Origin of the sequence: Paenibacillus sp. (genome assembly GCF_035645195.1) — a bacterium.
Classification (GTDB): Bacteria; Bacillota; Bacilli; order Paenibacillales; family YIM-B00363; genus Paenibacillus_AE.
In genome coordinates this window covers 385095-406482 of record NZ_DASQNA010000007.1, presented here as the reverse complement: position 1 = coordinate 406482, position 21388 = coordinate 385095, and the positions used below count along the sequence as shown (strand labels likewise).

The window sequence follows — 21388 nt, the reverse complement described above, 5'->3', positions numbered from 1 at the left end:
CGCATCATGAACTCTTCTGCCTGGACAAAACTTTCGTAAGCGCGTCGATTTTGTTGCACGAATTGAGCACGGTTTGGAATTGTTCCATATCGATCGAGAGATGCCGGACGGAAGTGCCGCGGTGGTATGTGACGATAAGGGAGCGTTCCTCCGGATCGTAAGAGACGTAGGCGATCTGCTTGTGGTCCAAAGGGACAACGTGAGCCATTGCGTACCAAACCCCTTTCGCACGGTATATAGTAGCCTTTTAAAATATGCGGTAATACAATGAATTAGACCGGAAAAGCCGCCTTCGCGCGGACGCTGCAGCTTGTCAAAAAGTGCTTGTCCTGCAGAAAAAGGAATTGAGCCGGCGAAACTCGAATAAGAAAAAGTAATCCGTAAGTACGTACCGGGAGGGATCACGATGAGCTTTTGCTGCGGCGCGAGCATGATCGGCACGAAGGGAAGCATTCGCCATCTTCGGACGCAGATTCACAATGTTCCGATATTATTTTGTCCGGTATGTCACCGGATCGAAGTGCACCACCTCGTCGAGGACGAGTTTGAAATATTGGCCGAGTACGCGCAGGGCGACGGCGCGACCGAAGTCGATTTCGAGGATTATTCCGACGCGCCGGCGACGGACGCGTTGTTCGAAAATTGCGTGAACCAGGAAGACGAAGAGCCGCTGGCGCTCGTAACGCATCAAATCGATATGGCGCTCGATTTGCTTCGGGTGGCGAAGGCGCTCGACGACGTCGAATGGGAACATCAGTTGAAAAACCGGCTCCGCGTCATGAGCGGCCGCAGAGACAAACTGCGCCGCAAAAAGACGCCGGGCGGGTATCGGTAAACGAGACTCCGAAACCATTCGGGGAGATAAAGCGTCTCATAGGAATATGGGGCGCTTTTTTGCTTGGGGGAAGTTCGCAAGGGGGGCGACCCCCACAAACCGCGCGCCGCGCGCGAATACATTATGAGTAACCGAGGTGAAACGGGTGATCCTGCTGCTGATCCAGAAGTGGCTGACCAAACGGCGCAAACCGGCCGCCGAGGCGTCCGGGGAAGCGATCGAGGTCGAGGTGGCCGCGATCCAAGCCGGCGACGACGCGCTGCGCGAGGACGTATTGAGCCGCTATCAGCCGTACGTGGCCAAAACAGCGGCCCGCTTCTGCAAACGGTACGTCGACCCCGAATCCGACGACGAATACAGCATCGCCCTGTCCGCTTTCAACGAAGCGATCGACGCGTTCGACGCGAAGGCGGGGCGGTCGTTCCTCAGCTTCGCGGAGACGGTGATCCGCAGAAGGCTGACCGATTTCGTCCGCAAGGAGCAGCGTCATGCGTCTCACATTCCGCAGAGCGCTTTCTTGACCGAGGACGAGGAGGGCGAGACGTTCGATCGGATCGACGTCGACGCGTCGGTCGACCGATTCCAGCTCGACCGGGACAACGAAGAGCGCAAGCTCGAAATCGAGACGCTCAACCGGGAGCTCGCGGACTACGGCATTTCGTTCGCGGATCTCGTCGAAGGCAGTCCCAAGCATGAAGATACGCGGCGGTCGCTCATTTCGATCGGCGTCGCGATCAGCCGAGACCGCAGCTTGTTCGAGCCGCTCACGAGCAAGAAGACGTTGCCTCTCAAAGAGTTGTCGGAACGTGTCGAAGTTTCTCGCAAAACATTGGAACGCGGGCGCAAATACATTATCGCCGTCGCGTTGATTCATCTTGGACATTATCCGCATCTGCAGTCTTATGTAACGCCTCGGACGCCGGCAAGCGCTTCGGCGGGCGTTGCGGGACGCAGCGGCGAGGCAAGGGGGTGGGAAGCATGAGGAAAGGCGTCGTCATGGAAATCGGCGATCGGGACGCGATCGTGCTGACGGATTCGGGCGCATTCGTGCGCGTCAAACGGGGCGGACGGCCGCTCGCCGTCGGCGAGGAGATCGAGCTTCCCGCCGCCCGCAGAGGGCTGCCGAGGCGGGCGCTGTACGCATGGACGTCGACGGCCGCCGCAGCCATGCTGCTCGTCGCGTTCCTGTTCTCGATGGCGCCGGGAGGCGGACCGCCGGTCGCTGCGCAGCCCGTCGCGTACGTGTCCATCGACATCAACCCGAGCGTAGAGCTCGGCATCGACGCGGAGCAGACGGTCGTGGAAGCGGAGGCCCGCAACGAGGACGCGGAGGCGCTGCTCGACGGGCTGACGCTCATCGGCGAGCCGCTGGATACGGCGGTCGCGGAGGTGATGGAAGCGGCCGAAACGAAGCTGCTCGCGCAGCTGGACGAAGCCGACATCGTCATCACGAGCGTCGTCGTCGACGAAACGGCGAACGTCGACGAAGCCGGCCTCCAAACGAAGGTGCAGTCCGAGGTGACTCGCGTGCTGCAGGAGCATCATGCGGAGGCGGCGGACCGGTACCGGGTGACCGTCTGGTCGGCGCCAAAGGAAGTGCTGGAGGAAGCGCAGTCGGAGGGTCTGTCCGTCGGAAAAATGACGTTCCTCTTGAAGGCGCTGGCGAAGGGCGTCGACGTATCCGCCGAAGAGCTGAAGGGCGAATCGATCCGCGACATCGCGAAGCGATATCAGGAGCAGGGGCTGCTGGAATCGGATCCGACGTTCACGAAGGAGACGATGAAAGAGCTGCTCAAGCAGGCGAAAGAGGCGATCAAAGAAAACCGCGACGCATCCAAAAAGAACGAGGACGCCGGGAAAGCGCCCGAAGGCGAAACCGAAGCCGGCGGAGGCGAAGGGAACGGCAACGCCGGGAACAACGGCAACGCCAACGGCGCCGGCAATGGGAACGGAAACGGAAACGGAAACGGAAACGGCTCCGCCAAAGATAATAAAGGCAACGGGAACAACGGCCAAAGCGGGGGAGCGAATCACGGGAAAAACCAAAGCAAACCGCCGCAGAAACCGAGCTCATCCGAAGCGTCGGACGATAAGTCCGGCGACGACATCGATGTCGACCTTGAGGTTGACGTCGATGTCGTGTCTGGCGACGACGATGAAGCGGACGGCGGGGAGAGCGGCGACGACCTCGTGAAGGGCTCCGGGCACGGTTCCGGCGGTTCCGGTTCCGCCGGGGGCAAGAACGAGGACAAGAAAGAGAACGACGCCAAGGATCAGGGCGGCCAGGGCCGGGACAAGAAAGCGGAGTCCGGCCAAGGCGGCCAAGGCGCCGAGTCGTCTTCGGGCGGATCCGCCAAGGACAAGTCGTCTTCCGGTTCGGGCGAGCCGCCGGGGAACGAGAAGAAGGAGACGCCGAAGGAAAGCGGCGAGCAAGAGAAAAAGACCAGCGGATCGGGCTCTGAAGCCGGGTCCGCTTCGGCGTCTTCGGACGCGTCGACCGGCGGCGCCCCCGCGAACGGGAAAGCGGAAGAGCGGAAAGCGGAGAAGGCGAAGGACGCCGGTTCGGGCGAAAACGGAAAGAACGAGTCCGCGCCGAACGCGGGATCGGGATCGAGCATCGAGTCGCGCGGCTCGGGAGGCGCCTCGGACGGAGCCGAGGGCCGGGAGAAGGAACAAGGGAACGGGAACGAAAAAGACAAGTCGTAAACGAAGAGAGCAACGTCGCACGAGGCATTCGGCTGTGGTAAAATACAGATTAGAAAGGTCGTTCGATAGATTCGTCCGATCGCGGGCCGCGCCCGCGCCGCCGCGGTTTTCGTTCTTGGAACCGCATTCGGTAGAATGCCGACATTCCTGCGCATGTTCTTCGCGACGTCTTGCCGTCGGTGATCCGGCAAGGCAGTTAGGTAGTATGGGCTCGTATTACCGCCACACCCGAAGGGGGCAGAAAGAACGATGCAAGTGTTCGAGCGTTCGCCGGTACCGTTTTATACGATCGACCGAACTTTTCGAATATTGTCGTGCTCGGCCAGCGCGTTGGACATGTTCGCGGAAACGGACAGCTTTCTCGAGCTGATCGCCGAGGAAAGCCTGAACGACGCGAGCGCCCTGCTGCTGCCGAAGGAGAAACCGTTCTCCGTCGAGCTGCACATGATCACGAAGCGGGGCGCCATCGCGGCGTTTCAAGTATTCGCGGAATGGAGCGGGGCGGAGCCGGACCGAGCGAACGTCGTCTGCATTGAGCGGCAAACCCGCGCGAAGGGCGGACGCGGCCGCGCGAACGGCGGGCGGACCGCGGCGCCGGACGTCCGGCGGGAGTTCGATTTCTTGCGCGTCATCGCGGAGCTGTCCGCCAAGGTCGACTTGATCGGAGATATCGCCGCCGGCTTCGCGCACGAAATTCGCAACCCGCTGACGACCGTGCGGGGGTTCGTTCAGCTGCTGCGGCCGTCGCTTTCGGACATCGGCAAAGAGCAATACGCCGACATCGTCTTGTCCGAAATCAACCGCGCCAACGACATTTTAAATCAATTCATGAATTGTTCCCGTCCGCCGGCGCCGCAGCGCAAGCCCGTCGAGGCCGGGCAGCTCATCAAGCAGGCGATGTCCGAGCTGGAGGAGGAGGCGGCCGCCGCCGGCTGCGACGTTCGGTTCCGGAACTCGTCCGCGCCGTTGTCGCTCTACGTCGACGTCCTTCAGATCCGCCAAGCGCTGATCAATTTGATCCGCAACGGCATCGACGCGGTGCTGCGCGGGGGCGCGGGCGGCTCGGTCGAAATCGAGGCGGTTCGCGCCGAAGACGGCGTCCAAATTCGCGTCAGGGACAACGGCATCGGCATGGATCCGAAAACGCTGTCCCGGCTGTTCGTGCCCTTCTTCACGACGAAGGACGGCGCATTGGGGCTCGGTCTCACCGCTTGCCGCCGCATCGTCGAAAACCATGGCGGCACGCTGATGGTGGAAAGCCTCCCCGGCAAAGGTTCGACGTTCGTCATTCAATTTACCCATCATACGCTGCAGGAGGAGTAAGTCGACATGCGCTACAACGTATTTGGCCGCACGGGACACACCGTCTCCGCCCTCGGTTTCGGCGCGATGAACTTGCCGAACGTATCGCTGGAACAAGCGAAAGAGGCGCTGAACTACGCCTTGGATCACGGCATCAATTATATCGACACCGCTGCGGGGTACCGCAACAGCGAAGAAATTATCGGCGAATCGATCAGCCACCGCCGCGGCGAATATTTCCTCGCGACGAAGACGAACCAGCGCGAATACGCGAAGGCGAAGGAAGAGATCGAACGAAGCCTGAAACGCATGAAGACGGATTACGTCGACCTGCTCCAGATTCATTACGTCAACAAACCGCAGGAATTCAAACTAGCGATGGCCGAAGACGGCGCCTACCAGGCCGCCCTCGAGGCGAAGCGCGAAGGCAAAGTGCGCTTCATCGGCATCACTGGGCACCGCCCGGATTTGCTGGCGTGCTGGATCGAGCCCGGCCAATTCGACCAAGTGCTGTTCCATCTGAGCTTGGTGCAGACGTTCGCGCTGAACGAGTTGATCCCTGCGGCGAATCGGCTAGGCATGGGCAAGGTCGCCATGAAACCGCTGTCGGGCGGCTTCGTGCAGCCGGTCGAGAAAGCGCTGCGCTACACGTACAGCCAAGACGTACATACGATGATTTCCGGCATGGTCAGCGTCGAAGAGGTGAAGCAAAACCTGAAGGCGCTCGAAACCGAGGTCGAAGCGGAGGAGCGGAGCGAGCTGGAGTCGCTCGCCGCGAAGCTGTCGGAGCACAACTGCCGTCGCTGCAACTATTGCTCCTGCCCGATCGAAATTCCGATTCCGGACATGATGATCTCGAGCGTCATTCGCAGGGAGCTCGGGCTGCTGCCGCGCGGTCAGGCGTTCTACGAGAAGCATAAAAGCAAAATCGTCTCGTGCGCCGATTACGAGCCGTGCAAGGAAAAGCCGCTGTGCGAAGAGAAATGTCCGTACCATCTGCCGATGCAGCGAACGATCCAGCAGACGGCGGCGGCGCTGGTCTGATCGGCGTTTGGAACCCCGAGAACGGTTTGTTATAATGGGGTCATCCAGCAGATGGAGGTAGAGCGCGGATGATATTTACACGATCGAACGCGACAACGAGCGGCCGCATTCCGCCGGGGCAGACGCTGACGACCGGCTTTCCGGTGCTCCATTACGGCGATGTGGCGCGATACAAGGACGTAAGCAAAGAATGGAACCTTCGCGTGTTCGGCTTGGTCGAAGAGGAGCTCGAGCTGTCGTACGACGAGTTCATGGCGCTGCCGAGACGCGAATTCGGCAACGACATTCACTGCGTCACGACGTGGTCCAAGCTCGATAACGTGTGGGAAGGCGTGCCGGTCGCGGAAGTGGTGAACCGGGTCAAGCTGAAGCCGGAAGCGAAGTACGTCATGCTGCACGCCGAACACGGGTGGACGACGAACCTGCCGCTCGAGGATTTCATGCGCGAGACGACGTTCTTCGGCCTGAAGCATAACGGCGAGCCGCTCACGCCCGAGCACGGCGCTCCGGTCCGCATGGTCGTGCCGCACCTGTACTTCTGGAAAAGCGCGAAATGGCTTCGGGGCATCGAGCTGATGGCGAAGGATAAGCCGGGCTTTTGGGAGCGCAACGGATATCACATGTACGGCGACCCGTGGAAAGAGCAACGATACGATTTCGACTAAGGAAGGGGGACGACATCCCCTTTCCTTTTTTTTAACGAGACGTTGCTGATGCGGAGCACTGCAGAATTACGTTGGGGGTGAAATGCCATTGGAGGCTTTTACAGTTGACAGCGCCATCCTGATTTTCTCCTTGCTGTTGGTGATCGGCGTCATTACAACCAAATTTTCTTCGCGGTTGGGCGTCCCCTCCTTGGTTTTCTTTATCTTGGTCGGGATGGTGTTAAGCAGATTCATTTATTACGATAATGCCTACTTAACGCAGTTGTTCGGCACTCTTGCACTCATCGTTATTTTATTCGAGGGCGGCTTGCAGACGAAATGGGCGAACATTAGACGGGTGGCTGTGCCGTCGGTGACGCTGGCGACCGCCGGGGTGTTCGCGACCACCGCCATAATCGGCGTGCTGGCGAAATATATCCTCGGCGTAAGCTGGCTGGAGGGGCTGTTGTTCGGAGCGATCGTCGGTTCCACCGATGCGGCCGCCGTATTCGCCGTATTGGGCAATAAAAACATTCGGCCGCGGCTCACCTCCACGCTGGAGGCGGAATCGGGAACCAATGATCCTATGGCGATTTTTTTGACGGTCGCGTTGATCGAGCTGATCGTTCGGCCGGAAACGAGCGTGCTTTCGCTGGCTGCAGGCCTCGTTTGGCAGATGGGCCTCGGTCTAGGTCTCGGCTTCCTGTTCGGCAAGCTGTCGGTGTGGACGATCAACAAAATCAATTTGGATTCTTCGGGATTATACCCTGTGCTGTCGATGGCGCTCGCTATTTCGACCTACAGCGTCACGGCCATGCTCGGGGGAAGCGGACTGCTGGCGGTGTACGTGATGGCCGTGCTGGTCGGCAATTCGGATTTGACGTATCGTCATTCCATTTTCCGGTTCAACGAAGGCTTCGCATGGATGATGCAAATTTCGATGTTCATCCTTCTCGGACTGCTGGTGTTCCCCGATCAGTTGGTTCACGTCGTTTGGCAAGGGCTGGCTTTGTCCGCGCTGCTCATGTTCGTGGCGCGTCCGATCGGCGTGTTCCTCAGCATCGCGTTCATGAAATATAACGTCAAGGAGATGACCTTCATCTCATGGGCGGGGCTGCGCGGTGCCGTGCCGATCGTATTGGCGACATACCCCATGATGGCAGGTTTGGAAAACAGCCAATTGCTCTTCAACGTCGTCTTTTTCGTCGTGCTGACGTCGGCCCTCATTCAAGGCTCCACCATTTCTCCGCTGGCTAATAAGTTAGGATTGTCGGGGGGCAAAAAGGCGACGCTTCCGCACAGTTTGGAACTCGTCTCCATCGGAAAAACGAACAAGGAAATGATCGAAATCGAAGTGGAGAGTCGTTCGGCCATATCGGGCTCCGAAATCCGCGACGTGCAGCTTCCCGAAGACACGCTCGTTTCGGCGATCATTCGGGACGGGAAAATCGTAACGCCCAAAGGCAATACACGCATTCAGGAAGGCGATATTTTGTACATCCTCGTCGATAAAGCGGTACGCGAAGACGTCAAAAGACTCTTCCGGTCGTCCGATGAAACCCAAGAACCGATGGCAGTCTCCTAAATTCTCTAAATCAAACAGCGACAGTCTAGGGCTTTGCGCCCTGCGACTGCCGCTGTTTTTTGATTCCGCGCTTACGAGGGGCTGCGGTTCGTATACGTCAGCTTGCACACGATGTCTTGATAATAGTTGCCGAAGCCCGCCCCGTAAATGGTCAGCCCGCCGATATTTTTCGCGTCTTCCTTGATTTCGAGCTTCAGATCCCATTGCAGCCGGCGAATGTCGACGTCGTGGATCGTCTTGTCGGATACCTTCGTACCTTCGATGAAGGTGCCGTCCTTGTTGATCCGAATATGGACGAGGATCCCGTACTGGTTCATATTGATATCCCACCACTCCGGCGTATATTTGCCGCGGGTGCCGCCGAAGTCGCCGGGACTCGTCCATTTGCCGATGGCATGGCCGTTGAACGAGAACGAAATGTCGGACGGCCAATGCTCGTTGGAGAGCGGCGCTTCCGAAGCGAGCTCCATCGTGATTTCGAGTTCCTCCGGCTCTTCCTCCGGCAGCAAGTAGTTGGGCACTTTGTAAGTAATATAGCCTCTGGAGAACCACAAGATTTTCGCGTCGACGCGCTCGGAGTCCAAGAAGTAGCGAGGATCGTCGAAGCCGCCGCCGATAATTTTATACTTAGAGGCCAGTCCGCAGGTCGGTTTGACGTCGAAGTCGGTGAAATGGCCGATCGAGATGTTGGAAATATGAAAGTTGCGAGGGATGAGTCCTTTGCTCGGGAAGACGAGCTCGATCCGATCGGCGACGAGCGTGCACAGCTTCTGCGAAGCGCCTTTGCCGGGGATCATCTCGGTGCGCACCAAGTCGGCGCGTTCAAGCTTTTTGATATGCATCGTAATGATAGAGTTGCTAAGCCCGAGAGCGGCTGCTAAATCTTTCATAATCATCGGCTCTTGACCGAGCAGCTCGATGATCTTGATTCTGACGTTGCTCGCTAGCGCTTCGAACAGGGGGAGATTATTCTCCGATACGATTGTCTCCATGCGACCACTTCTTCCAATAGTTCGTTTTTTTATTAAATATACATGATTTCTTTTAGAAATGACAAGAGAATAACATTTTTAGATAATTTGTGTTTATTCGTCGTAAGTATTTAATAAAAACGTGAACTTCTTTATAAAAAAGTATTGACACAGGCATGAAAGCCCTTTATTATCCAAATTACGCATCAATCATCTGTGAAATACTTAATATTTATGTGAATTATATGTCGGGAGGGTAGGGGGCAGTTATCTTACATCATACTTGTAAGCGCTTAATGGTTGTTTGTGTCGTATCCCATCATTCTTAAGGAGGTCATCCGTGATATGAAGAAAAGTTCTTTGCTCATGGTTGTTTTGACTTTCGGGTTGATCGTTTCGGCTTGCAGCGGCAACGGCGGCGCCGGAAGCCCGAGCGAAGGCGGCGGGGGGAACGCTGCGGAGGCGAACGGCGGGGGGAAGAAGGTTGAAATTTCGATTTCCTCTTGGGGGGCGCCGGACGAACGGAAAGTATTCGAAGCGGTGCTCGATCAATTCCAGAAGGCGAACCCGAACATTAAGGTGAAATTCCTGCACATTCCGAACGACTATACGACGAAGATGAACACGATGATCGCGGGCAACTCCGCGCCGGACGTCATCTTTACGAGCGACGGCGATTTCCCGCGCTGGGTGAAGCAAGGGGCGTTCCTTGATATTACATCGATGGTCGAAGCCAGCACGAAGCTAGATCTGAACGACATGTGGGAAGGCGGCCTGAATCGCTATCGCTACGACGGCAAGAAGACGGGCGCCGGCGCTTACTATGCGCTTCCGAAGGACATCGGTCCGACGGTGATGTACTACAACAAGGATCTGTTCGATAAGCTGGGCGTGCCTTACCCGAGTCCGGAAACGCCGATGACGTGGGATGAAGCGCTGGAAATGTGGAAGAAATTGACGGTCGACGAGAACGGGGACGGAAAGACGGACATTTATGGCGCGGGCCCGGTCTGGTGGGAAGGCTTTGTCTGGTCGAACGGCGGTTCGATTCTCAGCGACGACCGAACGGCGTTCACGCTGAACGAGCCCGCCGGCGCGGAAGCGATGCAGTTCATTTACGATCTGACGAATGTGCACAAGGTCGTGCCGGATTCCCGCGCGCTGCAGTCGATGAATGACGGCCAAATGTTCGAAGCCGGCAAGCTCGCAACGATTACGGGCGGCCGCTGGATGGTGCCGACGTACCGCAAGCTGAAATTCGATTGGGACGTCGCGCCGATCCCTTCGAATAACGGCACATGGACGAACGGCTGGTCCGGTTCGGTAGGGCTCGGCGTGAACGCGAAGACGAAGCATCCGGAAGAGGCGTTCAAGCTGGTGGAGTTTTTCGCCGGTATCGAAGGGCAGACGAAGATGACGGAGCTCGGGTTCCAAATTCCGAACTTCAAATCGATGGCGGACGACGAAGTGTATACGCAGCCCGGCCAAAAGCCGGAGCATCCGGAGGTGTTCGTCAAGGCGGGCGAAGCTCAGCTGCCCGGACCGTGGACGTATTTGCCGAACGGCAAATGGTTCGACACGCTCAACCAAAACCTGGGCAAGTTCTGGGAAGGCCAAGAGCCGGCGGCCGAGTTTTTCGCGAAGCTGAAGCCGCAAATCGAGAAAGATTTGAAGGAAGGCAACCCGGAACTGTTCCAATAACCAATCGCCCGAGCGGGAAGCGGCATCGCGGACGCATGCGTTCGCGGTGCCGCCCCCGCTGCGCGGACGCAGACGCGGAAGGGGGCTTACCCGAATGGAAGCGAAGACGGATATCGTACGAATCGCAGCGGCGAAACGCCGGTCGCTGTATCGCCGCGAGATGTGGTGGGGATTTCTGTTCATCGCGCCGCCGTTCATCGGCGTATTCGTATTTTTGCTGTACCCGCTGTTAAATTCGTTATACATGAGTTTGACCATATTCAATTTCGGCCAGCCTCCCGAATTTACGGGGCTCGCGAACTATGAACGCGCGCTGACGAACGATCCGCTCGTATGGAAGACGCTTTGGAACACGTTGTATGCCGCCTTAGGCGTTCCGCTCGGCATGATCGTATCCTTGTTCTTCGCGCTGCTGCTCGATCGGAAGGTGCGCGGGAGAAATTTCTTCCGCATGCTGTTCTTCCTCCCGACGATCTGCTCGATCGTCGCGCTCGCCGCGGTGTGGCAGTGGATTTTCAACTCCGACTACGGATTGCTCAACTATTATTTGAGTCTCCTCGGCTTCGATCCGCCGGCCTGGCTGGCCGACGAGACGTGGGCGATGCCGGCGATGATTATTCAAGGCATCTGGGGAGGGCTCGGCGTCAGCATCATTCTGTACCTAGCCGCTCTCGGCAACGTGCCGACTTCGCTGTACGAGGCCGCGAAGGTCGACGGAGCGAACGGATGGCAGAGGTTCGTTCATATTACGGTGCCGGGCATCTCCCCGGTCACGTTCTTCATTCTCGTGACCTCGCTGATCGGCGCGCTTCAGGACTTCCCGCGGTTTCAGCTGTTAACCGGCGGCGGTCCGAACTACTCCACGACGACGATCGTGTATTACTTGTACAGCGTCGCCTTCGAATACAGCGAAATGGGCTACGCTTCCGCGATCGCTTGGTTTATAGGCTTCATTATTATGCTTGTCATTGTATTAAACTTCGCACTGTCCAAGCGCTGGGTCCATTACAACTGAGCAAGGGGATTGATACCGAATGAACTCGCACACGACAATCGGGCGAAGGCTCGGCCCGGGGGAGATTCTGGTTCGAGCGGTCGTTTATTTGCTGCTGATCGCAGGCGGCGTCGTTATGGCGGTTCCGTTCTTGTGGATGCTGTCGACGTCCCTGAAGCCGGACGGCGAGGTATTCTCCTACCCGCCTCAATGGATTCCGTCGTCGATCGCGTGGGAAAATTATCGGATTATTTTCGAAGATGCGCATATGATCCGCGGCTTCGTCAATACGCTGATCGTCGTCGTTCCGACGCTGCTCGTCGGTTTGTTCGTCTGCGCTTTGTCGGCCTATGCGTTCGCGAAGCTGCGCTTCCCGGGCCGCGACAAGCTGTTTCTGGCGCTGGTCGGCACGATGGTCATTCCGGGCGCGGTGATGATGATTCCGGCTTTCATCATGTTCAAGTCGTTCGGATGGACGGACAGCTGGAAGCCGTTGATCGTTCCGGGCATGCTCGGCGCGCCGATGGTCATCTTCTTCCTGAGGCAGTTCATCAAGCAGCTGCCCGACGAGCTTGAGGATGCGGCGAAGATCGACGGGATGAATCCGTTCGGCATTTTCCTCAAAATCATCGTGCCGCTGTCGAAGCCCGCCTTGATTACGCAGGGCATCTTGTCCTTCAACGCCGGCTATAACGATTATTTGGGACCGCTCATCTATTTGAATTCGCCGGAAAAATATACGCTGCAGCTCGAGCTCGCCTCCTTCACGTCGTATTACGTGACGGAATGGACGCTCATTATGGCCGGCGCGACCGTCGCGCTTGTGCCGACGCTCGTCTTGTTCGCGTTCGCGCAGCGCTTTTTTATCGAGGGCATCGCCTTAACGGGCATTAAAGGATAGGACAACGACTACACCGCGCAAAAGGAGAAGAACCATAACATGACCACACCGAAGAAGATCGTCGTTCATGCGGATTGGGAAGTCGGCACGATCAGCCGGCATATTTACGGGCATTTCGCGGAGCATCTCGGCCGTTGTATTTATGAAGGGTTATGGGTCGGAGAAGATTCTTCGATCGCGAATACGGACGGCATTCGGAACGACGTGCTCGAAGCGCTGCGCAAGCTGCAAGTGCCGCTGCTTCGCTGGCCGGGCGGCTGTTTCGCGGACGAATATCATTGGAAGGACGGCGTCGGACCGCGCGAATCGCGCAAGCGGATGATTAATACGCACTGGGGCGGCGTGATCGAAAACAATCACTTCGGCACGCACGAGTTTTTCCGCCTATGCGAGCTGCTGGGCGCCGAGCCGTACATTTGCGGCAACGTCGGCAGCGGCACGGTGCAGGAGATGTCGGAGTGGGTGGAATATATGACGTTCGACGGCGAGTCGCCGATGTCGAACTGGCGCAAGGAGAACGGCCGCGAACAACCGTGGAAGCTGAAATATTTCGGCGTCGGCAACGAAAACTGGGGCTGCGGCGGCAATATGCATCCGGAATATTACGCGGACCTGTACCGGCGCTTCCAAACGTATGTCCGCAATTACGGGGACAATCGCATCTATAAAATCGCGGGAGGCGCGAACGTCGACGACTACCGCTGGACGGAAGTGCTGATGCGGAAAGCCGCGCCCCTCATGGACGGTCTCAGCCTGCACTATTACACGATCCCGGGAAGTTGGGAGCAGAAGCAGCCGGCGCTGGAGTTCGACGAATCCGTCTGGTACGAGACGATGGCGAAGGCGCTTCGCATGGACGAATTGATTACGCGCCACAGCACGATCATGGACCAATACGACCCCAAGAGGCGCATCGGATTGATCGTCGACGAATGGGGCACTTGGTTCCTGCCGGAGCCGGGGACGAATCCCGGTTTCCTGTACCAGCAAAATACGATGCGCGACGCGCTCGTCGCGGCGATCCATCTGCATGTGTTTCACAAGCACTGCAACCGAGTTCACATGGCCAACTTAGCGCAGATGGTCAACGTGCTGCAGGCCGTCATTTTGACGGAGGGCGAACGGATGCTGCTGACGCCGACATACCATGTGCTCGAGATGTTCAAGGTGCACCAAGACGCCGAGGCGCTGGCGATCCACGGCGAGTTCGGCGCCTGCGAAGACGGCGGGAAGGGGCTGCCGCAATTGACCGTCTCCGCTTCGAGGAAGGACGGCGCCATTCACGTCAGCATGGCTAATCTGGATCCGTCGAGAAGCGCGGACGTGAAGATCGAGTTGCGGGGATTGTCCGCGGCGTACGACTTGACGTCGGGCAGGCTGCTGGCGGCGGACGACATTCGCGCGCACAACACGTTCGAGCGTCCGGACCGCGTGGCGCAGCGTCCGTTCGACGACGCTCGCTGGACGGACGGAACGTTGTCGGCCTGCTTGCCGCCGGCGTCGGTGGCGGTAGTTCGATTACAGCCTAGGGATATGGAGTAAGATCGACCTGCGTGAAGGAACGAACCATTAAAAAGGAGGTTTCCACTGATGATGCTGAAACCGTCTGCATTCGTATTCGTCCTGCTCCTTGCCCTGGCCGCGATCGCCGCGATGGGAACGGGGGCCGCCCAAACCTCCGACCGCGCGGCAGCCGGCAATCGGCCGGACCAGCCGCATCCAGGCGAACCGCCGGCATTCTCGAACGTCTCGGTGCACGATCCGTCGATCGTGAAGGACGGCGACACGTTCTACATCTTCGGCTCGCACATCGAAGCGGCGAAATCGACCGACCTCATGAACTGGACGCGGTTCACGAACGGGTATAGGACGCCGGGCAACGCGCTTTACGGCGATCTGTCCGCGAACCTCGCCGGCTCATTCGCATGGGCGGGCGAGAATGACGCCGACAGCCTCGGCGGCTTCGCCGTCTGGGCGCCGGACGTGTTCTACAACAAAGATTTCGTCAATGAAGACGGCACGAAGGGCGCTTGGCTGATCTACTACAGCGCATCCTCGACGTATATCCGCTCGGCGATCGGCGTGGCGGCCGCGAAGCAGATCGAAGGGCCGTACAAATATGTGGATACGATCATTTATTCGGGCTTTACGCGCGACGAGGCGTACGATCGAAACAGCTCCGTCAACAAGCAGTGGACGAACACGCATATTCCGGCGCTGATCGAGGCGGGCAAGCTGGAAGCGCACGACCCGGATTGGTTCAACGCGAACGGCACGTACAACAACTACATGTACCCGAACGCGATCGACGCGAACCTGTTTTACGACAAAAACGAACGGCTGTGGATGACGTACGGCTCTTGGTCGGGCGGTTTGTTCCTGCTGGAAATCGACAAAGCGACCGGCCGGCCGATCTATCCGGGGACGGACGGCACGACCGCCGACGGCCGAATGATCGACCGCTATTTCGGTACGAAAATCGCCGGCGGCTACTACAAGTCCGGAGAGGGCCCGTACGTTGTATACGACAAAGAGACGGACTTTTATCATCTGTATGTTACTTATGGCTGGCTTGGAGCGGACGGCGGCTACAACATGCGGTTGTTCCGTTCGAAATCTCCGGAAGGGCCTTATCTCGACGCGCTCGGTCAGGACGCGGTGCTGCCGGGCGACGTCGATCATACGCCGTACGGCATCAAGCTGATGGGCAACTTCCTCTTCGATCGGAAAGTCGGCGACCCCGGAACCGGCATCGGTTACGGGTACATGTCGCCGGGGCACAACTCCGTCTACTACGACGAGGAGACGGGACAGCGATTCCTCGTGTTTCATACCCGCTTCCCGCAGACCGGCGAGTTCCATGAAGTGCGGGTGCATCCGTTGTTTTTGAACGAGGACGGCTGGCCGGTCGCCGCGCCTTACCGGTACGCCGGCGAGACGGCGGAGAAGGTGAACCGTCAGGATGCGATCGGGGAATACAGGTTTATCAACCATGGAAAGGCATATTCGGGCGCGGTCGAGAAGTCGGTGTACATCCGGCTGAACAAGGACAACACGATTTCGGGCGCCGTGCAGGGTACGTGGAAGAAAACGGGACACAACTACGCAGAGCTCGATATCGATGGTCAAACCTACAAAGGCGTCTTCGTTCGGCAGTGGGATCCGGTGTCCGAACGGCACGTGATGACGTTCGCCGCCATGTCCGCCGAAGGGGTAACGATCTGGGGCGCCCGGACGGACGACCGGACGGACGCGGAGGTCGTACAGGATATCGCGGACGATCTGACGCTGGGCGATACCGCGAACGTGATCGCGAACCTGACGCTGCCCACGGAAGGTTCGCGCGGCGCGACGATTCGCTGGACGACGTCCGACGCCGGCGTCGTCACGGAATCGGGCGTCGTCACGCGGCCCCCGGCCGGGTCCGAACCGGCGACCGCCGTGCTGACGGCGGACATCGCGAAGGGAGACGCGACGGCTTCGAAGACGTTCGACGTCGTCGTGCTCCCGATCAAGCCGGCGGGGCTCTCCGCTCACTACGCGTTCGAGGGCGATTTGTCCGATTCGACGGGGGCGTTCGCGAGCGGCGCGCCGACGGGCGACCGGATCGACAAGGCCGGGGGCGCGATCGGCTACGCGGAAGGGATCGCGGGCAAGGCGGCCGCATTCGACGGCGCGTCGGGCGTCCGGCTGCCGAACGGCCTGATCGCGGGCAACGCGTATACCGTGTCGCTGTGGCTCAAGCCCGAGCAGCTGACGATGTACACGACGACGTTCTTCGGCGCGCGGGACAACAACAACTGGGTAAGCCTCGTCCCGAACGGCCCGGTCGGCGGCCAGACGATGGTCTGGTCCGGCAGCGGCCGCTGGTACGACGGCGTCACCGGCATGACCGTCAAGGCGGGGGAATGGACGCACCTCGCGTACACGGTCGATGACGGCGCGCTGAAGGTGTATGTGAACGGGGAAGAGAAGTTTTCCGGCACCGGATTCCCGAACATCTTCACGACGGCTAACGGCACCTTCAGTCTCGCCGTCAACTGGTGGGATCCTCCCTACAAAGGCTTAATAGACGAACTGCGCATTTATGACGGCGCGCTGTCGGCGGCCGAGGTGGCCGCGCTTGCAGCCGGCAGCTAATTTTCATTAGATTTCACTAGATTTGCGATTCATATGGACGTCCGCAGTCATCTCGGATGACGGCGGGCGTCCTTGTTTTTGGCGCGGGGCTGGCAAAGGTTGATCGAGCGAAAGCGGGAGAAGTATAATTGAAACCAATTCTATGGATGTACGGAATCCATGTCGGGAGTGGGTCGATTGAGAGGAACGGCAAGGCTTCGGAGGCGTTGGATCGCGGGCCTCGCGGCGCTGCTGATCGCTTCGGGCTGCGCATCCGCCCCGCCGCCGGCGGTTTCGTCGAGCGGCGATAACGGCGGGGAAGCCGTCGAACTGCTCGTTTCCGCGGCGGCGAGTCTGAAGAACGCGATGGAAGACATCGAGGCGGCCTACGAGCGGAAGCGGCCCTCCGTCGATATCGTCTACAACTTCGGCGCTTCCGGAGCGCTGCAGCGGCAAATCGAGCAAGGCGCGCCCGTCGACGTGTTTTTGTCCGCGGCGGCGAAGCCGATGGAGGCGCTGATCGAGCGGAAGCTGATCGAACCGGATCGGGTCGAACCGCTGCTGACGAACGAGCTTGTCCTTGTCGTCCCCGCGGACCGAGGCGCCGCGATCGGCAGCCTCGCGGATTTGTCGGGAGAGGGAATCCGGAACATCGCGATCGGCATTCCGGGCAGCGTGCCGGCGGGCGGCTATGCGCAAGAGGCTCTGTCGGCAGCGGGGTTATGGGAGGAGCTAGCTCCGAAAATCGTACAGGCGAAGGACGTGCGCCAAGTGCTGCAATACGTAGAAACCGGGAACGCGGATGCGGGATTCGTTTACAAAACCGATGCATTGACGTCGAAGAAAGCGGTCATCGCCGCCGTCGTCGACCCGCTCCTGCATGAGCCTATCGTGTATCCGGCCGGGGTGTTGAACGCGGCGAAGCATGCGGCCGAATCGGAAGAGTTCCTCCTATACCTTCGCTCGGAGGAAGCGGCGGACGTGTTCGCGAAATACGGTTTCGCCGCTTGGGAGCCGTCATGAACGCCGTGTCCTGGGAATCGTTCTGGGCTCCGGTCCGTCTATCGCTGCAGGTGTCGCTGCTGGCCAGTGTGATCGTGCTGGTGCTAGGACTGTTCGCCGCATGGGGGATGTCCCGGGCGTCGTTCCGGGGAAAGCTGCTGGTGGAGACGGCATTTATGCTGCCGCTGGTGCTCCCGCCGACCGTCGTAGGTTTCTTGTTGTTGGTCGCGCTCGGCCGGAACAGCTGGGTCGGTCGATTGGCGGAGGCGATTTTGCACGCGCCCATCGTATTTTCATGGGGAGCCGCCGTCATCGCCGCCGTCGTCGTCGCATTCCCGCTCGTATACCAAACGCTGAAAACCGGCTTCGCCTCCGTCGACCGCGATTTGACGGACGCGGCCCGCTCGATCGGCGCGGACGAGTGGCAGCTGTTCCGTTATGTGACCTTTCCGCTCATCGCCCCTTCATTCGCGGCGGCGTACATTCTCGGCTTCGCTCGCGGCCTCGGGGAGTTCGGCGCGACGCTCATGATCGCCGGCAACATTCCGGGAAGAACGCAGACGATTCCGACGGCGATGTACGTCGCCGTCGATGTCGGAGACACCGCACTCGCGTGGGCGTGGACGGGCGCAATGTTGTCCATTTCTTTCCTAATGCTTTTGTTTGCGGGAAGGAAGCGATCGTTATAATCCGCCCGCTTATCTTTTAGGTGGACGTCTTCGATTTGCGCGTGTACAGCTCGGCGTCGGCCGACGACAGCAGCTGCTCCCAATCGGCGGCGGCGTCGCGGGATAGCGTCCATCCGACAGAGACGGAGAAGGGGACGTCCGCGGCGGCGGAGCGCGATCGAATGTCGCTCTGCAAGCGGTCGATGACGGTTTCAGCCTGCTCTCGGTTTGCGCACAGGTCGATGACGACGAATTCGTCGCCTCCCCAACGGGCGGCCGTGCCGCGCTTCGGTATGCCGCGGAGGAGCGCTCGGGCGATTTCGGCCAGCACCTCGTCGCCTTTCCGATGGCCGAATCGATCGTTGATCGCTTTAAACTGATTGCAGTCAATGACGGCTACGAGCAGCATCTGTCCGGTTTCGCTTGCCAGCCGCTGCGCCTTGCGATAACGGTCCGGCACGGATCTTCGGTTGTAGAGCCCTGTCAGTACATCGCGTTCGGCGTAGTAGACCGCCTTGTCCCATTGGCGCCCGATCCAAAAGGCGATCAGCGTGACGAACGGATAACCCGCCAAGATGATAGGATCGTACCAACCATACTTGTAGAAATAATACAACAAATACGCCGTCTGGACCGCCAAACAGGCAATAATTGAGATGAAACGTCTTGAAAGATTCATCATTCGATTCGCCCGCATCCTTCCGCAGAAGTAACATCCCTGTTCCTTTCCTCCTATCCTTTCCTGACAACGCTTACAACTTTCCTGCATTATACTTCAAAGTTAAAGTGCCGTTCATGCCCAATATCCGATTGTTCTGTCTGCGGTATAAGGAGCCATCGCGGGGAGAAAATACCTCTGAACCGGAAATGCGGAAGGGGGATGCGCCGTGACGGACGTACGCTTGGCGCCGCATGAGCTCATGGAGCTCCACGAGCTGATGAACTTAAAGACATTGACGCTGTTCAAAACGAAAATGGTGCAGGGCATCGTGTTCGACAAGGACTTGAAGGCGATGCTGCACAAATACGAAAAGCTGAACCTGGAATCGCTGGAACAACTCGGCGCGCTGTATCCGAAGGCGCCCGTTCACATTCAATAACGCGGGGGCGAACACCGGATGAACAACGATTATCTCGACCCGATCAACGCGGAGAACATGCCGCAGCTGGCGGATACCGCGTTCGCGACGGATTTGCTGCTGTCGGTGAAGAACGGAGTGCGCAACCTGGCGTTCGCCCTCGGCGAAACGACGACGCCGGAGCTGCGCGCGACGCTGCGGGCGCAGCTCGCGAAGGAGCTCGACATGCATGATGAAGTGACTGCGCTGCTCCTTCGCAAAGGGTGGCTGCATGCGTTCGACGTGAACGAGCAGCTGCAGCTCGACCTCGTGTCCGCCGACACGATCGCGAAAATCGCGCGGCTTCCGCTGTTTCCCGGCGATACGTCGCGCGACGGCATGTTCGCCACGCCTAACATTTAACCGCTGGGAGGAAGCCGCATGAAAGCCGTCACGTTTCAAGGCCTGAAGGAAGTCGAGGTCAAGGAGGTGCATGACCCGAAGATCGAGAAGCCGGACGATATGATCGTTCGTCTGACATCGACGGCGATTTGCGGTTCCGATCTCCACCTGCTGCACGGCCTCGTCCCGAATATGCCGACTGATTTCATCATGGGGCACGAGCCGATGGGCATCGTTGAGGAGGTCGGCCCCGAAGTGACGAAGGTGAAGAAGGGCGACCGCGTCATCATTCCGTTCACGATCGCCTGCGGGGAATGCTTTTATTGCACGCACGATTTGGAAAGCCAATGCGACAATGCCAACCCGCACGGGGACATGGGCGCGTATTTCGGTTATTCGGAGACGGCTGGCGGATACGCGGGCGGTCAGGCGGAATATTTGCGGGTACCGTATGCCAACTTCACCTCCTTCAAGGTACCGGAAGATTGCGAGCTCGAAGACGAGAAGCTGGTGCTGCTCGCCGACGTCGCATCGACGGCGTACTGGAGCGTCGACAACGCCGGCGTGAAGGAGAAAGACACCGTCGTCGTGCTCGGCTGCGGCCCGGTCGGGCTGCTCGCGCAGAAGTTCGCTTGGCTGAAGGGCGCGAAACGCGTCATCGCCGTCGATTACGTCGGCTACCGCCTCGAACACGCGAAGCGCACGAACCATGTCGAGATCGTCAACTTCGAGGACGAGGACAACATCGGCAACCACATCAAAGAAATGACGGGCGGCGGCGCAGACGTCGTTATCGATTGCGTCGGCATGAGCGGCAAAATGTCGCCGCTCGAATTCGTGGCGACGGGTCTCAAGATGCACAGCGGCGCGATGGGCGGCATCGTCATCGCGTCGCAGGCGGTGCGCAAAGGCGGCACGATTCAGCTGACGGGCGTATACGGCGGCCGGCTCAATGCGTTCCCGATCGGGGATATTTTCATGCGCAACGTCAACCTCCGCACCGGGCAAGCTCCGGTCATTCATTACATGCCGTTCCTATACCGGCTGGCCGCCGAAGGCAAAATCGACATCGGCGACATCATTACGCATGTGATGCCGCTCGCGGAGGCGAAGCGGGGGTATGAAATCTTCGACACGAAGCAGGACAATTGCATCAAGGTCGTGCTGAAGCCATAAGATACGGCGGATTATGGAGGTGACGATGGGCCGATGAAAGGATCGTATGCGCTGCACGAAACGTTGGATTTGCACGAAGTCGCCGCTTTCAAAACGGTGTGTCTGACGAAGTCGAAGACGATGCAAATTTTGGTGACGGATCCGGAGCTGAAGGCGATTTTGCAGGAGGATGCGGAACGGTCGACCCGGCAGCTGCAGGAGCTAAACGGCTTGTTGGCCGAAGCCGGCGCAGCGGAAGGAGGCGAAAGTAAGTGATCGGCATATTGGAGAAGCTGACGGG

Annotated in this window: 21 protein-coding genes; 18 read left to right on the top strand and 3 right to left on the bottom strand. The window is 58.9% G+C overall.

Annotated features, from left to right (window positions below):
• Positions 1-4: 4 nt before the first annotated feature.
• Entirely contained in the window at positions 5-208 is a 204-nt protein-coding gene (locus tag VE009_RS03080; RefSeq protein WP_325005922.1) for a hypothetical protein, read from the bottom strand.
• Positions 209-406: 198 nt separating this feature from the next.
• On the opposite strand from VE009_RS03080, the gene VE009_RS03075 reads away from it, so the two are divergent.
• The 7 genes from VE009_RS03075 (at position 407) to VE009_RS03045 (ending at position 8116) form a co-directional block, all read left to right on the top strand.
• A complete protein-coding gene (locus VE009_RS03075; RefSeq protein ID WP_325005921.1) occupies positions 407-835 on the top strand; it encodes a hypothetical protein in 429 nt (142 codons plus the stop codon).
• Positions 836-971: 136 nt separating this feature from the next.
• Positions 972-1817 carry an RNA polymerase sigma factor SigI gene (gene sigI / locus VE009_RS03070; RefSeq protein WP_325005920.1) on the top strand — a complete coding sequence of 282 codons (846 nt, stop codon included), beginning with the start codon at positions 972-974 and terminating at the stop codon, positions 1815-1817.
• Positions 1814-3541: an anti-sigma-I factor RsgI family protein gene (locus VE009_RS03065; protein ID WP_325005919.1), complete on the top strand. Its 1728-nt coding sequence runs from the start codon at positions 1814-1816 to the stop codon at positions 3539-3541. The genes sigI and VE009_RS03065 overlap by 4 nt, the downstream gene beginning before the upstream one ends.
• A gap of 249 nt (positions 3542-3790) precedes the next feature.
• Complete coding sequence (locus VE009_RS03060) at positions 3791-4864, top strand: ATP-binding protein (RefSeq protein WP_325005918.1); 1074 nt, start codon at positions 3791-3793, stop codon at positions 4862-4864.
• A 6-nt stretch (positions 4865-4870) separates the two neighbouring features.
• Positions 4871-5887 carry an aldo/keto reductase gene (locus VE009_RS03055; RefSeq protein ID WP_325005917.1) on the top strand — a complete coding sequence of 339 codons (1017 nt, stop codon included), beginning with the start codon at positions 4871-4873 and terminating at the stop codon, positions 5885-5887.
• Between the two features lie 68 nt (positions 5888-5955).
• Positions 5956-6552 (top strand): sulfite oxidase-like oxidoreductase, encoded by a 597-nt coding sequence (locus VE009_RS03050; protein ID WP_325005916.1) that lies wholly within the window; start codon positions 5956-5958, stop codon positions 6550-6552.
• Between the two features lie 88 nt (positions 6553-6640).
• A complete protein-coding gene (locus VE009_RS03045) occupies positions 6641-8116 on the top strand; it encodes a potassium/proton antiporter (protein ID WP_414694761.1) in 1476 nt (491 codons plus the stop codon).
• Positions 8117-8187: 71 nt separating this feature from the next.
• Here the strand turns inward: VE009_RS03045 and VE009_RS03040 are convergent, their stop codons facing one another.
• On the bottom strand, positions 8188-9108 hold the full coding sequence (locus VE009_RS03040) for an ArsR family transcriptional regulator (RefSeq protein ID WP_325005914.1): 921 nt from the start codon (positions 9106-9108) through the stop codon (positions 8188-8190).
• A 324-nt stretch (positions 9109-9432) separates the two neighbouring features.
• On the opposite strand from VE009_RS03040, the gene VE009_RS03035 reads away from it, so the two are divergent.
• The 7 genes from VE009_RS03035 (at position 9433) to modB (ending at position 18493) form a co-directional block, all read left to right on the top strand.
• A complete protein-coding gene (locus VE009_RS03035; RefSeq protein ID WP_325005913.1) occupies positions 9433-10788 on the top strand; it encodes a sugar ABC transporter substrate-binding protein in 1356 nt (451 codons plus the stop codon).
• Between the two features lie 94 nt (positions 10789-10882).
• Positions 10883-11803: a sugar ABC transporter permease gene (locus tag VE009_RS03030; protein WP_325005912.1), complete on the top strand. Its 921-nt coding sequence runs from the start codon at positions 10883-10885 to the stop codon at positions 11801-11803.
• Positions 11804-11822: 19 nt separating this feature from the next.
• Positions 11823-12683 (top strand): carbohydrate ABC transporter permease, encoded by an 861-nt coding sequence (locus VE009_RS03025; protein ID WP_325005911.1) that lies wholly within the window; start codon positions 11823-11825, stop codon positions 12681-12683.
• Between the two features lie 39 nt (positions 12684-12722).
• On the top strand, positions 12723-14225 hold the full coding sequence (locus VE009_RS03020) for an alpha-N-arabinofuranosidase (protein WP_325005910.1): 1503 nt from the start codon (positions 12723-12725) through the stop codon (positions 14223-14225).
• Between the two features lie 48 nt (positions 14226-14273).
• Positions 14274-16823, top strand: coding sequence for a LamG-like jellyroll fold domain-containing protein (locus tag VE009_RS03015; protein ID WP_325005909.1), 2550 nt, complete (start codon positions 14274-14276; stop codon positions 16821-16823).
• A 177-nt stretch (positions 16824-17000) separates the two neighbouring features.
• Entirely contained in the window at positions 17001-17825 is an 825-nt protein-coding gene (gene modA / locus VE009_RS03010) for a molybdate ABC transporter substrate-binding protein (protein ID WP_325005908.1), read from the top strand.
• A complete protein-coding gene (gene modB / locus VE009_RS03005) occupies positions 17822-18493 on the top strand; it encodes a molybdate ABC transporter permease subunit (RefSeq protein ID WP_325005907.1) in 672 nt (223 codons plus the stop codon). The genes modA and modB overlap by 4 nt, the downstream gene beginning before the upstream one ends.
• Before the next feature lie 16 nt (positions 18494-18509).
• Here the strand turns inward: modB and VE009_RS03000 are convergent, their stop codons facing one another.
• Complete coding sequence (locus VE009_RS03000) at positions 18510-19154, bottom strand: GGDEF domain-containing protein (RefSeq protein WP_325005906.1); 645 nt, start codon at positions 19152-19154, stop codon at positions 18510-18512.
• Between the two features lie 205 nt (positions 19155-19359).
• Between VE009_RS03000 and VE009_RS02995 the strand changes: the two genes are divergently transcribed.
• Genes VE009_RS02995 through VE009_RS02980 form a run of 4 tightly spaced genes read left to right on the top strand, consistent with a single transcriptional unit; the run spans position 19360 to position 21363 of the window.
• Positions 19360-19572 carry a spore coat protein gene (locus VE009_RS02995; RefSeq protein WP_325005905.1) on the top strand — a complete coding sequence of 71 codons (213 nt, stop codon included), beginning with the start codon at positions 19360-19362 and terminating at the stop codon, positions 19570-19572.
• A gap of 18 nt (positions 19573-19590) precedes the next feature.
• Positions 19591-19953 (top strand): spore coat protein, encoded by a 363-nt coding sequence (locus tag VE009_RS02990; RefSeq protein WP_325005904.1) that lies wholly within the window; start codon positions 19591-19593, stop codon positions 19951-19953.
• A gap of 18 nt (positions 19954-19971) precedes the next feature.
• Positions 19972-21108 (top strand): zinc-dependent alcohol dehydrogenase, encoded by a 1137-nt coding sequence (locus tag VE009_RS02985; protein ID WP_325005903.1) that lies wholly within the window; start codon positions 19972-19974, stop codon positions 21106-21108.
• Positions 21109-21141: 33 nt separating this feature from the next.
• On the top strand, positions 21142-21363 hold the full coding sequence (locus VE009_RS02980; RefSeq protein WP_325005902.1) for a hypothetical protein: 222 nt from the start codon (positions 21142-21144) through the stop codon (positions 21361-21363).
• Positions 21364-21388: the final 25 nt, after the last annotated feature.